General features: G+C 72.9%; 13 protein-coding genes. 4 read left to right on the forward strand and 9 right to left on the reverse strand.

The features are described 5' to 3' along the window. Positions 1 to 2: 2 nt before the first annotated feature. A complete protein-coding gene (locus tag ACQRWP_RS22930; protein ID WP_430497613.1) occupies positions 3 to 1,502 on the forward strand; it encodes a protein kinase domain-containing protein in 1,500 nt (499 codons plus the stop codon). An 18-nt stretch (positions 1,503 to 1,520) separates the two neighbouring features. Here the strand turns inward: ACQRWP_RS22930 and ACQRWP_RS22935 are convergent, their stop codons facing one another. The 9 genes from ACQRWP_RS22935 to ACQRWP_RS22975 all read right to left on the reverse strand — a co-directional run bounded on the left by ACQRWP_RS22935 (position 1,521) and on the right by ACQRWP_RS22975 (position 10,908). Continuing rightward, a complete protein-coding gene (locus ACQRWP_RS22935; protein WP_430503268.1) occupies positions 1,521 to 2,576 on the reverse strand; it encodes a glycosyltransferase family 4 protein in 1,056 nt (351 codons plus the stop codon). A gap of 148 nt (positions 2,577 to 2,724) precedes the next feature. Continuing rightward, positions 2,725 to 3,396 carry a BON domain-containing protein gene (locus ACQRWP_RS22940; RefSeq protein WP_210785378.1) on the reverse strand — a complete coding sequence of 224 codons (672 nt, stop codon included), beginning with the start codon at positions 3,394 to 3,396 and terminating at the stop codon, positions 2,725 to 2,727. 178 nt (positions 3,397 to 3,574) lie between these two features. Then, the gene (locus ACQRWP_RS22945) at positions 3,575 to 5,239 is read right to left on the reverse strand and encodes a trypsin-like peptidase domain-containing protein (protein WP_430497615.1); all 1,665 of its coding nucleotides are present in this window, start codon (positions 5,237 to 5,239) and stop codon (positions 3,575 to 3,577) included. 62 nt (positions 5,240 to 5,301) lie between these two features. Beyond that, complete coding sequence (locus ACQRWP_RS22950) at positions 5,302 to 6,858, reverse strand: sensor histidine kinase (protein WP_430497617.1); 1,557 nt, start codon at positions 6,856 to 6,858, stop codon at positions 5,302 to 5,304. Next, complete coding sequence (locus ACQRWP_RS22955) at positions 6,855 to 7,556, reverse strand: response regulator transcription factor (protein ID WP_030336721.1); 702 nt, start codon at positions 7,554 to 7,556, stop codon at positions 6,855 to 6,857. The genes ACQRWP_RS22950 and ACQRWP_RS22955 overlap by 4 nt, the downstream gene beginning before the upstream one ends. Before the next feature lie 86 nt (positions 7,557 to 7,642). After that, the gene (locus tag ACQRWP_RS22960) at positions 7,643 to 8,254 is read right to left on the reverse strand and encodes a PadR family transcriptional regulator (RefSeq protein WP_430497619.1); all 612 of its coding nucleotides are present in this window, start codon (positions 8,252 to 8,254) and stop codon (positions 7,643 to 7,645) included. Then, positions 8,251 to 9,075 carry a DUF4097 family beta strand repeat-containing protein gene (locus ACQRWP_RS22965; protein ID WP_430497620.1) on the reverse strand — a complete coding sequence of 275 codons (825 nt, stop codon included), beginning with the start codon at positions 9,073 to 9,075 and terminating at the stop codon, positions 8,251 to 8,253. Before ACQRWP_RS22965 ends, ACQRWP_RS22960 begins: the two co-directional genes overlap by 4 nt. Positions 9,076 to 9,199: 124 nt before the next feature. Then, positions 9,200 to 10,138: a lysophospholipid acyltransferase family protein gene (locus ACQRWP_RS22970; protein ID WP_430497622.1), complete on the reverse strand. Its 939-nt coding sequence runs from the start codon at positions 10,136 to 10,138 to the stop codon at positions 9,200 to 9,202. Beyond that, positions 10,135 to 10,908: a GNAT family N-acetyltransferase gene (locus ACQRWP_RS22975; RefSeq protein ID WP_430497624.1), complete on the reverse strand. Its 774-nt coding sequence runs from the start codon at positions 10,906 to 10,908 to the stop codon at positions 10,135 to 10,137. Before ACQRWP_RS22975 ends, ACQRWP_RS22970 begins: the two co-directional genes overlap by 4 nt. A gap of 159 nt (positions 10,909 to 11,067) precedes the next feature. On the opposite strand from ACQRWP_RS22975, the gene ACQRWP_RS22980 reads away from it, so the two are divergent. The 3 genes from ACQRWP_RS22980 (at position 11,068) to ACQRWP_RS22990 (ending at position 13,602) form a co-directional block, all read left to right on the forward strand. Next, positions 11,068 to 11,715, forward strand: a complete 648-nt coding sequence (locus tag ACQRWP_RS22980) for a hypothetical protein (protein WP_430497625.1) — start codon at positions 11,068 to 11,070, stop codon at positions 11,713 to 11,715. A gap of 142 nt (positions 11,716 to 11,857) precedes the next feature. Next, a complete protein-coding gene (locus ACQRWP_RS22985) occupies positions 11,858 to 12,793 on the forward strand; it encodes an ABC transporter ATP-binding protein (protein ID WP_091406038.1) in 936 nt (311 codons plus the stop codon). After that, entirely contained in the window at positions 12,790 to 13,602 is an 813-nt protein-coding gene (locus ACQRWP_RS22990; protein ID WP_196929680.1) for an ABC transporter permease, read from the forward strand. Before ACQRWP_RS22985 ends, ACQRWP_RS22990 begins: the two co-directional genes overlap by 4 nt. Positions 13,603 to 13,726 lie beyond the last annotated feature (124 nt).

Below are 13,726 nucleotides of genomic sequence, written 5' to 3' on the forward strand. Positions count from 1 at the left end.
CCGTGAAGGCAGCACTGCATCCGGGCCGATTGCTGGCTCGCAGATACCGACTTCTGGACCAGATCGGCGCCGGCGGCATGTCGGTCATCTGGCGTGCCCGGGACGAGGTACTGGACCGGGTGGTCGCGCTGAAGGTGCTCGCCCCGTCACTCGCCGCCGACGCGCGGTTCCGGGGCATGGTGCGCGAGGAGGCACGGGCCGCCGCCCAGCTGGTGCACCCGCACCTGACCTCCGTGCACGACTACGGCGAGACGGTCGACCCGGACGGCTCGATCACCTCGTTCGTGGTGATGGAGCTGCTCAGCGGCGAGGAGTTGAAGCTGCGGCTCACCGAGGGGCCGTTGCCGTGGACCGAGGCGGTCCAGGTGGGCGCGCAGGTCGCGGACGCGCTGGCCGCCGCGCACCGGCTCGGGATCGTGCACCGGGACATCACCCCGGCCAACGTGATGATGACGGGGACGGGCGTCAAGGTGCTCGACTTCGGCATCGCCACCCGGATCGGCGCACCCGACGAGGACGAGGACGGCGAGACCTTCGGCACCCCGGCGTACGTAGCCCCGGAACGCCTTGACGGCGCGCCGGCCCAGCCGTCCACCGACGTCTACTCGCTCGGCGTGCTGTTGCACGAGGCGCTCACCGGCCGGGTCCCGTATCCGGCGGACACCTGGGAGCAGCTCAGCGCCGCGCTGGCCAGTGGTCCGCCGCCGACGCTGGCCGACCTGCCGGACCTGCCCGCACCGGTGGCCCAGATCTGCCTGCGCAGCCTCGCCCGGAACCCGGCCGATCGGCCGACCGCCCGGCAGGTCGCCACCGCGCTCCGCGACCACTCGCTGCCCGCCGAACCTCCGACCGCGACCATCCGGGTGCCCACCCAGCCCCTGCCACCACAGTCACCCGGCGTCGCGACGGCCAGCGTCCCGGCGGCGGCGCGGACGGATGGAGACACCTCGGACGGCGGGGCCTCCTCCGGCGTGGGCGGTCCGGCGACCGGGTCGGGCTGGTCGCGGCGGCGGCTGGTGTTGCTGCTGGTGCTGGCCGTCGGGGTGACCCTGGCCGGCGTGGCCCTGCTGCCGGAACAGCAGCCGACCCGCCGGGCGCAGCCCTCCGCCGGGCCGGTGACGACCCCGTCGACCGATCCGCCGGCCCCCGAGTCGTCCGCGCCGATCACGTCGACCCCGCCGACCACGGTGCCGTCGACGAAGCCGACCACCGGGGCGCCCACCTCGAACCCGGGCACCCTGACCGAGGTCGCGAACCGGGTCGACGGGTTGATCGGCGCCGGGCTGAGCGCCGGGGAGATCCGCGACGACGTGGCCCTCGACCTTCGCAACGAGCTGCGCAACCTGACCGTGGCGGTCAGCTCCGGCCGCGAAGAGCTGGCGCCGCCGGTGGCCCGGCTGCGCACCAAGGTCGCCGTCCGCCTCGGTGAGGGTGGCATCAGCCCGGCGTACGCCTCTCGCCTCGACGCCGCCATCGCCGAGCTGGGCGCGACCGGGGCCTGACCCGGCGGCACCGGTGGGTCAGCGCACCGGCACCCGGGCCGGTTCACGGACGTCGTGCCGGCCGAGGGCGAAGCGCCGATAGACCTCCGCGTAGCCGCTCGCCATCCGCTCGACCGAGAAGTTCCGCGCGATGTGCGCCACGCAGTCCTCCGGGTCGAGTCGCTCCGCCGCGAGCAACGCCGCGGGTAGCTCCTCCGACCGCTCGACGACGAGCCCGGTCAGCCCCGGCCGAACCAGCTCCGGCACCGCACCCCTGTTGAGGGCGACCACCGGCGTGCCGGTGGCCATCGCCTCCAGCATCACCATGCCGAACGGCTCGTCCCACTGGATCGGCATGATCAGGCAGCGGGCGTCGACAAGCATCCGTAACGTCGTCGCGCGGTCCGCGTTGAGCACGACTGTCACATCCTCGTCGACCATCGGCGCGACGACCTGCTCGTAGTAGCGGCGCTCGGCCGGCTCGTTGCACTTGCCGGCCAGCAGCAGGGGCACACCGGCCGCCCGGCACGCCCGGATGGCGGTGTCCGGGCCCTTGTCCGGGCTGAACCGGGCCAGCCACAGCACCGGCCCCGCGCCGGGCGTGTGCTTGCGCGGGAAGCCCCGGATGTCCAGCGCGTTGTGCACGGTGCCAGCCCAGGGCAGGTTCGGGTTCAGCCGGCGCTGGGCGTGCGAGATGGCCACCAGAGCGACGCCCGCGTCGATGTCGCTCAGCACGTCGCCGTACTCCCCGACGGGGTTGCCGTGCACTGTCGCGACCGTCGGCACGGCCCGGCGGCCGGCGACCAGCGGACCGATCGTGGTGTGGTCGTGGATCACGTCGAAGTCGGCCGCGCTGATCAGCCGATTCACCCGGGCCAGGTGGGCCAGCTCGGGCAGTGACTCGCCGAGCCGCTCGTACTGGACCTCGGCAACGGTGGAGACGAAGCCGTCGGCCGCCGTGCCGTGGTCACCACCTGCGCCGAACAGGGTCACCGAGTGCCCCTGCCTGCAGAGCGCGTCCACCAGGGCAGCGACGACCTGTTCGAGGCCGCCGTAGCCGGGCGGCGGTACGGACAACCACGGCGGAACCACCATCGCGATGCGCAGCGACCGCTCCTCGGGGCGGCCCGCAGGCGGGTGGTTCACGGCCACGAGTCCTCCCCGTTGCTCCCCGGTGCGGCGACACCGCCGGTCGGCGGCGGTTTCCCGGTGGCGGCACAGGTAAACCGGACATGGCGGACGATCACCCGCCCACCAGGAGTTGGTCGTGGACCACTCGCACCCCGGGCGCGGACCATGCCACTCGCTCGACCTGGTCGCGTTCCCACCAGGAACGGACCACCCCGGCAAGGACCAACGTGTCGCCGTCCACCTCGACGGTCACCCGCTCGCCGCCGAGCGTGCGCAACAGCGCGCGCTGGACGTCCCGCCGCAGCCGCTCGGCGGCCGGTGGCGCCGCGGGTCGTACCTCGATCAGGTTGGTGATCCCCCGTACGCCGTCGAGCCGGCGCACCTCGCCCTCGGCGGCCCGCCGCTGCCACCCGAACTCGACCTCACCGCGCAGCATCAGCCAACCGTTGGCCACTGTCACGTCCAGCCGTTCGGCGGGCACGAAGCTGTCCCACTCCAGGGCGCGGGTGGCGGCGTTGGCGACCTCGGCGTCGGTACGCCCCGGAGTGCCGGGCAACCGCACCTCCATCTCGTCGGCCACCGCCCGTACGCCACGAACCCGCTGTGCGCATCGGGTCGCGGCCCAACCGCGAGCGGCACCGTCCACGAATCCGGTCAGGGTGACCACGCCCTGGTCGACAGTGACCCCGATCTCGTTCGGTTGCAGCCGGGCGTCCCAGGCCAGCTCGGCCAGGACGTCGCGTTGGATCCGCTGGTCGTCGCGGACACCCACCACCTCGGTCATGGCACCCCACCCCCGGTTCCGGTCGTCGCCCCCCGAACCTGCCGGGCGAACGGGTGACGGCGGTTCACCCGATCCGGGTGAACCGCCGTCGGGGCGGAAAAAAGCGGCGGGTGACGGAGCCGACCCCCTCGGCCCCGCCACCCGCCGCCGGAGGGAGGAAGCAGGTTCAGATAGCTGGTTAGGACGTCTCGGCGAGCGTCACGGTCACCGACTTCTCGACACCGTTGCGCTTGAACTGCACCTCGACCCGGTCGCCGACCTTGCCGGCCTGCACCGCGCCGACCAGGTCGTCCGAGTCGTTGACGGGCTTGTCGCCGAACCGGGTGACGACGTCGCCGCGCTGGAGGCCGGCCTTCTCCGCCGGGCTGCCCGGGGTGACCGACGCGACGAGCGCGCCGCCGCCCTCGGCCTGGTTGACGCCGACTCCGAGCGACGGGTGGCTGACCTTCTCGCCACGCTGGAGCTTGCCCGCGACGTCCTTGGCCTTGTTGCTGGGGATGGCGAACCCGACACCGATGTTGCCGGTGCTCTGCCCGGAGGTCGCGATGGCGGTGTTGACGCCGATCACCTCGCCCCGGGTGTTGACCAGGGCTCCGCCAGAGTTGCCGGGGTTGATCGGGGCGTCCGTCTGGAGCAGGCCGGAGATCGAGCTGACCGGCTGGCTCTGCTGCTGGGTCGGGTCCTGCGGCTGACCCTCACCGGCCCGGATGGTGCGGTCCCGGGCGCTGAGGATGCCCGAGGTCACCGAGCCCTGCAGTCCGAGCGGGCTGCCCAGGGCGAGCACCTGATCACCGACCTGCATGGCGTCGCTGTCGCCGAACTTGGCCGGCTTGAGGTCGCTCACCCCGTTGGCCTTCACCACGGCCAGGTCGGTCTTCGGGTCGGTGCCGATGATCTTCGCGTCGGCCGTCTTGCCGTCGGCGAAGACCACCCGCACGGCGTCGCCTGCGGCGGACGCGACCACGTGGTTGTTGGTCAGCACGTACCCGTCGGCGCTGAGCACCACCCCGGAGCCCTCACCGCTGTCGGTGGTGATCGAGACGACGCTGTCCTGCACCGCCGCGGCGATCTTCGGCAGGTCGGCGCCATTGATCACGGGAGCCGCGGAGTAGGTGCGGGTGATGCCACCGCCGTCGCCGTCGAGGGCGAGCGCGAGTGCCCCACCGGCCACGCCGGAACCGAGCATCAGGGCGAACACCGCGACGCCGGCACCGGCGAACTTGGCGATTCGACCCGGCCGGGGGCCGCTGCCGGGCGGCGCGACCTGCGGGCCCCACGGCGGGACCGGCTGGCCCGGGTGGTGCGGGTGCTGTCCGGGGTGCTGGGCGTGCTGCCCGGGGTGCTGCTGGTGCTGGGCGTACGGCATGCCCGGCTGGCCCCCGCCGGCCCAGCCGGACTGCTGGCCCGGGTACCAGGGTGCACCGGGGTAGTGGCCGGCGGCCGGCTGTGGGTAGCCGGGCTGGCCGGGCGCCGGGTGACCGGAGACCGGGTACGGCGGCGCGGACGCGGTGGCGGCCGGGCGCTCGTAGCCGGTCGACGGCTCGTACCCGGCGGGCTGAGCGGCGGCCGGCGGGCCGGCGGGCGCGGTGGAGCCGGCGTACCCGGCGGGCGCGGTGGAGCCGGCGTACCCGGCGGGCGCGGCGGCCGGGGTGACGGCGGTGGTCTCGGCGTCACCGGTGGTGGAGGCGACCGTCGGCTCACCGCCGGTCGAGACAACCGGTACGGGAGTGGTCGGGGAGTCGGACTGCACGCGCTCGTCGCGCGGCAGCTCGGCGGTGGGGTGCGACGGCTCGGCGTCGGTGGGGGCCGGCCGGCGCTGCGGGTCGGACTCGAACTCGGTCATGGCACTACCTTCTCCCCCGGCACTGCAATCAACCTGGAACCGTCCTGGAAGTTGGCTGAAAGTCACTCGCCCGCTCCGTCGACCTGCGGCAGCAGCGGCAGCCGAACCCGGAAGGTGGCCCCACCGCCGGGCGTCTCGGCCACCTCGACCGAGCCGTGGTGGGCGGCGACCAGCGCCGCCACGATGGCCAGGCCGAGGCCGGTGCCGGTGTTGCCGTCGGCCCGCCGGGTACGGGCCGCGTCGGCCCGGTAGAACCGCTCGAAGACACGTTCCGCCTGCTCGGCCGAGAGGCCGGGGCCGGTGTCGGCCACCTCCACGACGGCGAAGTCACCCGCTTCGGCGCGCAGCCGTACCCGGATCTCGGCCTCCGGTGGGGTGTGGGTGAGCGCGTTGGTGACCAGGTTGCCGATCACCTGCCGCAGCCGCGCGTCGTCGGCGGAGACGACGAGCGGGCCGGATTCGGGCGCGATCTCCAGCTCGATCCGCCGGTCCGGTGCCATCGCCCGCGCGGCCTGCACCGCGTCGGAGGCGAGCACCGGCAGCTCCACCGGGGTCAGCGACAGCGGCCGTTCCATGTCCAACCGGGCGAGCAGCAGCAGGTCCTCCACCAGCAGCCCCATCCGGGCCGCCTCGTCCTCGATCCGGCGCAGCAGGCCGGCGGTCTGTTCCGGCGCACTTGCCGCACCCTGCCGGTACAGCTCGGCGAAGCCACGAATGGTGGTGAGCGGAGTCCGCAGCTCGTGGGAGGCGTCGGCGACGAACTGCCGCATCCGTTCCTCGGAGCGGATGGCCCGCGCCTCGGACGCCTGAGCTGCGGCGGCGGCGTCCCGGGCTGCGCTCTCCGCCCACCGGGCCGAGGTCTCCGACGCGGCTCGGGCGGTGAACGCCGCCTCGATCTGGGTGAGCATCGCGTTCAGCGCCCGCGACAGCCGACCCAGCTCCGAGGTTGGCTCGGCCTGGCCCTCCTCCGGGTCGGGCACCCGGCGGGTCAGGTCACCGCCGGCGATCGCTGCGGCGGTCTGTTCGATCTCGACGAGGGGCTTGAGGCTGGTCCGGACGATCGCGGCGCCGACCGAGGCCAGCATGATCAGCACTGCGCCACCGACCAGGAGGTCTATCCAGACGAGCTGCTTCACCGCCCGGTCCACGTCGGTCAGCGGCTGACCCACGGCCAGCACCGAGCCGTCCGGCTGGGGGGCGTAGTACACCCGCCAGCGGGTGTAGCCGTTGTGGGACAGGACGGTCTGCGGCTCGCCCTCCTCGGCCTCGAAACCCGCGCGGCTGGTGGGGAACGCGGGCAGTTGGTCGGGGTCGTAGCTGAGGTCGTCGTATTTGGGCGCGTACACCCGCTGCTCGTCGGCCACGATGACGACGTAGTCGCTGGGCAGCATCGCGCCGACCTCACCGCTGCGCAGCTTCGGGAGCAACTGGCCGAGGCCCTGGGCGGTCGACCGGACCTGCCCGTCGACCTGGCCCTCCAGGTAGTTGCGGAGGAAGTACGCGGTCAGCGAGCTGATCACCAGAAGCGCGACGGCGACCAGCGCGAGCACCGAGGTGACCAGCTTCACCCGCAGCGGAACGCTGCGCACCCGTCCCTTCGCCTGCTGGACCGCGTTCACGCCGCCGGCTTGCGCAGGACGTACCCGACGCCGCGAAGAGTGTGGATCAGCCGGGGTTGGGTGGTGTCGACCTTGCGACGCAGGTACGAGATGTAGGACTCGACGATGTTGTCGTCGCCACGGAAGTCGTAGTTCCAGACGTGGTCGAGGATCTGTGCCTTGGACAGCACCCGGTTGGCGTTGAGCATCAGGTACCGCAGGAGCTTGAACTCGGTCGGCGAGAGCTGCACCCGCTGGCCGGCCCGGTGCACCTCGTGGGTTTCCTCGTCCAACTCCAGGTCGGCGAAGGTGAGCCGGGACGGGGCCTGCTCGCCGGTCGTGGTGCGGCGCAGCACGGCGCGGATCCGGGCGGTCAACTCCTCCAGGCTGAACGGCTTCGTGACGTAGTCGTCGCCGCCCAGGGTCAGCCCACGGATCTTGTCGTCGGTGGCGTCCCGGGCGGTCAGGAACACCACCGGGGTACGCGTGCCGCCCTCGCGGAGCATCCGGATGACCTCGAAGCCGTCCAGGTCGGGGAGCATCACGTCGAGCACCACCAGGTCGGGCCGGTGGTCCTTGGCGGCGTTGAGCGCCGCGCTCCCACTTGTCGCGGTGGCCACGTCGAAGCCCGCGAACCGCAGGCTCGCGGAGAGCAGTTCGAGGATGTTGGGGTCGTCCTCGACGACAAGCAGTCGCGCCTCGGTCTGGGTAGCGGGCATGGGCCCATCATCGGTGACATCACTGCGTCAGCGCTGGACGCTTCCTGCAAAAAGGCTGTGAGTCCCCGGCCGCCCGGTGACGTCGGTCAGCGCAGCAGGCGACGCAGCCCGTCCAGGGCGCCGTCGAGCAGCCGGATCGCGGTGCGCAGCTGGGTGTCGCTGAACTGCCGGGCGCGCATCAGCCTGCCCACCTCGGCGGTGAACGCGGCCAGCCGCTTGTCGAGCTCGTCGAGCAGCTCGGCCTGCGGCCCGGCGGTCGACGCCGGCCGGGGCGGCGGTGCGGGCGCCTCCCACCGGGCCCGCCGGGTCTGCCGGGTGGCCTCGCTCAACTCCCGCTTGAGGTCGCGTGCCGATCCGCGTACCTCGCTGCGGATCTCGCCGGCCAGGCTGGAGAGATCCGCCACGGAGGCCGCGATGTCCGTCTCCAGCGCGGTCAACTCACCGGCCCGCTGGCGCAGTTCCTCCCGACCGGCGTCGGTGATGTCGTACGTCTTGCGGCCACCCGCCGCGGTGTGGCTGACCAGACCCTCGACCTCCAGCCGTTGCAGGCGGGGGTAGATGGTGCCGGCGCTGGGCGCGTACAGCCCGAGGAAGCGGTCCTCCAGCAGCCGGATCAGCTCGTAGCCGTGCTTCGGGCCGTCGTCGAGGAGCTTGAGCAGGTAGAGCCGGAGCCGCCCGTGGCTGAACACGGCGGTCACGGCAGCTCCTCCCCATCGTCGTCGACGGCTCGGGCGAGCAGGGCGATGCTCCCCGAGGTCGCGGAAGCCCAGAGCTTACCTTCGCCGGCGCCGAGCACCCCCTCGCTGCTGGGCAGTGGGAACGTCGAGCTGCGCAGCTGCGGGAAGCCGCTGGTGATCCGGCCGGAGGCGGTGTTCAGCTGGACGGCGAGGTCGCTGTCCGCGCGGACCCGGACGGTGATGCTGCCCGAGATGGTGGTCAACCGGATCTCGCTGCGCCGGGGGTTGTCCAGGTCGCAGGTGATGGCGCCGGAGACGGTCTGCGCCCGTACCCGGTCGGCGGCGCTGTCGGCGAGGATCACCTCCCCGGAGACCGTCTCCAGGGTGAGGTCGCCGCGGACGCCGAGCGCCTCCACCGGCCCCGAGGTGAGCTTCGCGGAGGTGCTGCCGCGCAGCCCCATCAGGGTGATCTGGCCGGCCACGACGTTGACGGTGGTCTGCCGGCGCAGCCCGGACGCGACCAGCGAGCCCGCGACCAGGCCCAGGTCGGCGAGGACGTCGGCGGGCACGGCGATGGAGACGTCCACCCGGGGGTAGCGGTGGATCATCCGGAGCCAGCGCAGGACGTCCGACCAGCCCCGACCGCGCTCCTGGCGGATGCTGAGCCGACCGTCGGTGTGGTCGATCAGGACCGGCCGACGGCCGACCTGGGTCACGTCGATCCGGGTCGGGCCGTCGGTGGCGACCACGTTGAGCCGCCCACTGATCAGTCGAACGTCCAGCCGGACGACCGGAGCGTCCAGGGTGAGCCGTTGCGGGCTCTCGACCGTCCATCCGGCCATGGCGTCCCCCTCTCGACGACGCGCGGGACGCACGTCGAACAGGAGGAGAATGTAACGCGATACATCGCGACACCACAAGACAGGTCGTGAGTTGGTCGCCCGCTCGGCGTTCGGCGTGCTCCCCTCAGGCCGCCAGGTCCAGCTCCCGATCGACGAGCGGAGCCGGCACGGGAACGGCCGGGGTCACCGTCGGCACCGGCCGCAGCCGGGCCCGCGCCACGGCACCCGCCGTCGGCACCAGGTGTACGGCCGACTCGGCGGCCCGAGCCAGCAACCGCCGATCGGCATCACGGGCCGGGTGCAGCGCACCGGCGATCGTCACCGAGACCACCAGCTCCCGCGCCGCGACCACCCGGGCCACCGAGCGCAGCAGGGTGTCCGCACCGAGGAAGGCGGCTGCCGTGGTGCTCGACCCGGTGGCCGCACAGCGATAGGTGAGCCGCAGCGGCACCACCGGGCTGCCCGTGTCGATGGCCGCCTGGAACGTCGCGGGCCGGAAACCACCGCCGGGGCGGCAGTCGGTGGCACCGCTCCCGGCACACCACGTCGTACCCTCCGGAAAGACCGCCACCGACCGCCCGGCGCGCAGCGCGTCGGCGACCCGGGCGACGGTCCTCGGCAGCGCCAGCGGCCGGGCGCGGTCCACGAAGACCGTGCCCGCCGCAGCGGCCAGCAGACCGACCACCGGCCAGGAACGGATCTCCCGTTTCGCCACCATCCGAGTGGGCGCGACTGCCAGCACGGCGAGGATGTCCAGCCAGGAGACGTGGTTCGCGACCAGCAGCGCGCGCCGCCGCGGCAACCGACCCCGGATCACGAGGCGGACGCCGAAGGCGCGCGCGGTGGCCCGCGCCCAGCCGCTGACCAGCGCCTGCCGTTCCCGAGTGGGAAGCACGGGCAGCAGCAGCACCACCGGGATCCCGGCCAGCAGCATGCCGAGCGCGGCGACCAGCCGGAGCACCCGGCGGGCCACCGGCACCGTGGGCACCTCGCCGGCCGCCGGCAGGCAGTCGTCGTCGCAGCCCGAGGAGGGCCGCCACAGGTCACGCGGCACGGCGGTCACCGCTGCTCCCCGCCGAGGAAGTGCCGCAGGTAGCGCGGGTTCATCCGGTCCAGGGAGAAGAGGACGTAGAAGTCCGCGCACCCGAAGTCGGGGTCGTACGACGGCTCGCCGCAGATCCACGCGCCGAGCCGGAGGTAGCCACGCAGCAGCGGCGGGACCGCTACCCGCCCGGCCGGGGCAGCGGTGAGCGGGCCGGCGGCAGCCCCCTCGGTGAACCAGGGCCGCAACGGGCGGACCCGCAGCGGCGGCGGCGACAGGTGCCGGGCCCGGGCCTGGGTCCACACCTCGGCGACCGTCCGCCCGCCGTCAGCCACCGGCACCGACGCGCAGCCGCCGAGCCAGCGGGAGCCGCGCAGGTGCAGGTAACGGATGATGCCGGCCCACATCAGGTTGATCACCGCGCCGGAGCGGTGGTCCGGGTGCACGCAGGACCGACCCGCCTCGACCAGGTCGTCGCGGAGCGGGTCGAGCGGGCTCAGGTCGAACTCGTCCTCGGCGTAGCGCCGGGTGGTGCGCCCCGGCGGCAGCAGCCGGTACGTGCCGACCACCTCGCCGGTGCTGTCCTCGCGGACGATCAGGTGATCGCAGTACGCGTCGAAGGGGTCCACGTCCAACCCGGCCTCGCCGGGAAGGAGGGTGGCGCCGAGCTCGGTGGCGAACACCTCGTGGCGCAGGCGTTGCGCGGCCGCGACCTGGGTGGGGTCGTCGGCGATCAGCAGGGTGTATCCGCTGGTCTTCAGGGGTGCGCCAGCGGCATGCAGAACGGCCATGGGATCTGTGTAGGTGCCCGGGTTGCCATTCACGGGGCGCACCGGTGTCGATCGGATGAACGCCGGCAGGCGAGACCGCTAGCGGCGCCCGGCGCGGCCCGTGCGAGGCTGCCCGGGCAGGCCGGCGAAGGCGCCGACACGCACCATCGGAGGTCGACGATGCGCATCGAACCCCGCTACAACGGGCCCACCGGTTCCGGCAACGGCGGCTGGAGCGCGGGGGTCTTCGCCGCCGAGGCGGGCGGCAGCGGGCCGGTCGAGGTGACGCTGCGCCGGCCACCACCGCTGGAGACCGAGCTGACCCTGGTCGACGGCGAGGTCCGGGACCCGGCCGGCGAGTTGGTGGCCGAGGTGCGCCCGGCCGGGGTGATCGATGCCGTCGTACCCCCGGTCGACCTGGCGACGGCGGTGGCCGCGGCGGCCCGCTACCCCGGCCTGGTCGAGCATCCGTTCCCCACTTGTTACGTCTGCGGGCCGCAGCGGGCCGACGGGCTGCGGATCTTCCCCGGCCGGCTGCCGGACGGCCGGACCGCCGCGCCGTTCCGCGCGCCCGCTCAGGTCAGCGCGGCCACGGTCTGGGCGGCGCTGGACTGCCCCGGCGGTTGGGCTGTGCTCGCGCCGGGCCGCCCGTACCTGCTGGGCCGGATCGCCGCCGTTGTCGCGGCGCTGCCCGGGCCGGGCGACGAGTGCGTGGTGACCGGGGCGTTGCTGCGCGTCGATGGGCGCAAGGCGCTCGTACACACCAGCCTGTACGGCCCGGACGGGTCCTTGCTCGGCGCGGCCCGGGCAACCTGGATCGCCCGCTGAAGCCGGGCCGTCGTCCGCAGGGATGAGTCGCCTCCACCCCGCGACGGAGGCAAACGTACCGACCGCGCCTGATTGACCTTGTTGCCACGGGCCGTCACGCTGTGCCACGGCGTACCTCGACGCCACACACGGGAGGAGAACGATGACTGACGGGCAGCGAAGCCCCACCAGCGACGGTCAGATCGTGGTGTCCGGTCTGACCAAGCAGTACAAGAACGTCCGGGCGGTGAACAACCTGTCCTTCACCGTGGCGCCGGGGCGGGTGACCGGCTTCCTCGGCCCGAACGGCGCAGGCAAGACCACCACACTGCGCATGCTGCTGAATCTGGTCACGCCGACCGCCGGCACGGCCACCATCAGCGGCCAGCGGTACGCCGACCTCGCCACCCCGCTGCGGCAGGTGGGCGCGGTGCTGGAGGCGTCCAGCGCGCACAAGGGCCGCACCGGCATCAACCACCTGCGGGTCATCTGCGCGGCGGCCGGGCTGCCCAAGCAGCGGGCCGACGAGGCGTTGGCCCTGGTCGGGCTGACCCCGGCGGCGAAGCGCAAGTTCAAGGGTTACTCGCTGGGCATGAAGCAGCGGCTCGGCATCGCCGCCGCGATGCTCGGTGACCCCCGCGTGCTGATCCTCGACGAGCCGGCCAACGGGCTGGACCCGGAGGGCATCCGGTGGATGCGTGGGTTCCTCAAGAACCTCGCCCACGAGGGCCGCACGGTGCTGGTCTCCAGCCACCTGCTGTCGGAGATGCAGCTCCTCGCCGACGACGTGGTGATCATCGCGGCCGGGCAGTTGGTCCGGCAGGGTCCGGTCGACCAGGTGCTCGGGTCGATGGCCCAGGGCGCCCGGGTCCGGGTCCGCACCCCGCAGGCCGAGGCGTTGACCGCCGCCCTCAAGGCGCAGTCGGCAACCATCGAGACCGATGAGCAGGGTGTGCTGCTGGTCGGCGGGGTGGACGCCCCGACGATCGGCCGGTCCGCCCTCGCGGCCGGGGTCGAGCTGCACGAACTGACCACCGAACGGCCCGATCTGGAACGGGTCTTCCTGGAGCTGACGGCCGGAAAGGCGGGCATCCGATGAACCTGGTCCGATCCGAGCTACTCAAGATCCGTACCACCAGCACCTGGTGGTGGCTGGCCCTCGGCGCGTTCCTCTCGATCGCACTGGCCTTCGCGATCAACGCGTGGTTGCTCGTCACGACGCTCGGCGGCGACGCCGAGGAGATCGGCGTCAGCGCCGAGCAGGCGACCGCGCCGGCGCAGGCGGCGAACCTCTACACCTCGGGCCAGTACCTCGGGCTGATGTTCGTGATGCTCATCGGCATCCTGATGGTCACCAACGAGTTCTTCCACCAGACCGCGACCACGACGTTCCTGACGACTCCCCGGCGAACGTCGGTCATCGTCAGCAAGCTCGTCGCCGCCAGCCTGCTCGGCTTCATGTTCTGGCTGGCGACCACGCTGATCGACCTCGCCGCCGGCGCGATCTTCCTGTCCGCGAACGACTACGGCACTCAGCTCGGTGAGTGGCCGGTGCAGCGGGCCCTGCTGTTCAACCTGCTGGCCTACGCCATCTGGACGATCCTCGGGGTGGGCATCGGCACGCTGATCACCAACCAACTCGGTGCGGTGATCACGGCGGCGGTGCTCTATCTGATCGGCACCCAGGTGGTGGGTCTGCTGTTCCTGCTCCTGTCGAACGTGCTCGACAGCCAGGCGGTGCTCAAGTGGCAGGTGGTCTGGCCCGCTGTGGCATCCCAGGTCATGATCACGGAGGGCACCTCGGAGTTCACCCCGTCCTGGTGGGTCGGTGCCCTGGTGCTGATCGGCTACGCGCTGGTCAGCGGAATCGCCGGAATCCTGCTCACCCGGCGGCGCGACATCGCCTGATGGCGTCTGCGACCCCGGGGCGGCAACGACACGCTGGCCGCTCCGGGGTCGGGCGTCACCCGCGCCGACCGGCCGCGCGAGGGCCGGGTGTTACCAGTTCGACACGGTGCGCGCAGGCGTTGCT

This window comes from Micromonospora trifolii (assembly GCF_050516465.1).
GTDB lineage: Bacteria > Actinomycetota > Actinomycetes > Mycobacteriales > Micromonosporaceae > Micromonospora > Micromonospora trifolii.

What these genes read in the sequence shown, in the direction of transcription:
- ACQRWP_RS22935 (WP_430503268.1), bottom strand. Translation starts at nt 2,576, where the DNA reads ATGGTGGTTCCGCCGTGGTTGTCCGTACCGCCGCCCGGCTACGGCGGC.
- ACQRWP_RS22940 (WP_210785378.1), bottom strand. Translation starts at nt 3,396, where the DNA reads ATGACCGAGGTGGTGGGTGTCCGCGACGACCAGCGGATCCAACGCGAC.
- ACQRWP_RS22945 (WP_430497615.1), bottom strand. Translation starts at nt 5,239, where the DNA reads ATGACCGAGTTCGAGTCCGACCCGCAGCGCCGGCCGGCCCCCACCGAC.
- ACQRWP_RS22955 (WP_030336721.1), bottom strand. Translation starts at nt 7,556, where the DNA reads ATGCCCGCTACCCAGACCGAGGCGCGACTGCTTGTCGTCGAGGACGAC.
- ACQRWP_RS22965 (WP_430497620.1), bottom strand. Translation starts at nt 9,075, where the DNA reads ATGGCCGGATGGACGGTCGAGAGCCCGCAACGGCTCACCCTGGACGCT.
- ACQRWP_RS22975 (WP_430497624.1), bottom strand. Translation starts at nt 10,908, where the DNA reads ATGGCCGTTCTGCATGCCGCTGGCGCACCCCTGAAGACCAGCGGATAC.
- ACQRWP_RS22980 (WP_430497625.1), top strand. Translation starts at nt 11,068, where the DNA reads ATGCGCATCGAACCCCGCTACAACGGGCCCACCGGTTCCGGCAACGGC.
- ACQRWP_RS22985 (WP_091406038.1), top strand. Translation starts at nt 11,858, where the DNA reads ATGACTGACGGGCAGCGAAGCCCCACCAGCGACGGTCAGATCGTGGTG.
- ACQRWP_RS22990 (WP_196929680.1), top strand. Translation starts at nt 12,790, where the DNA reads ATGAACCTGGTCCGATCCGAGCTACTCAAGATCCGTACCACCAGCACC.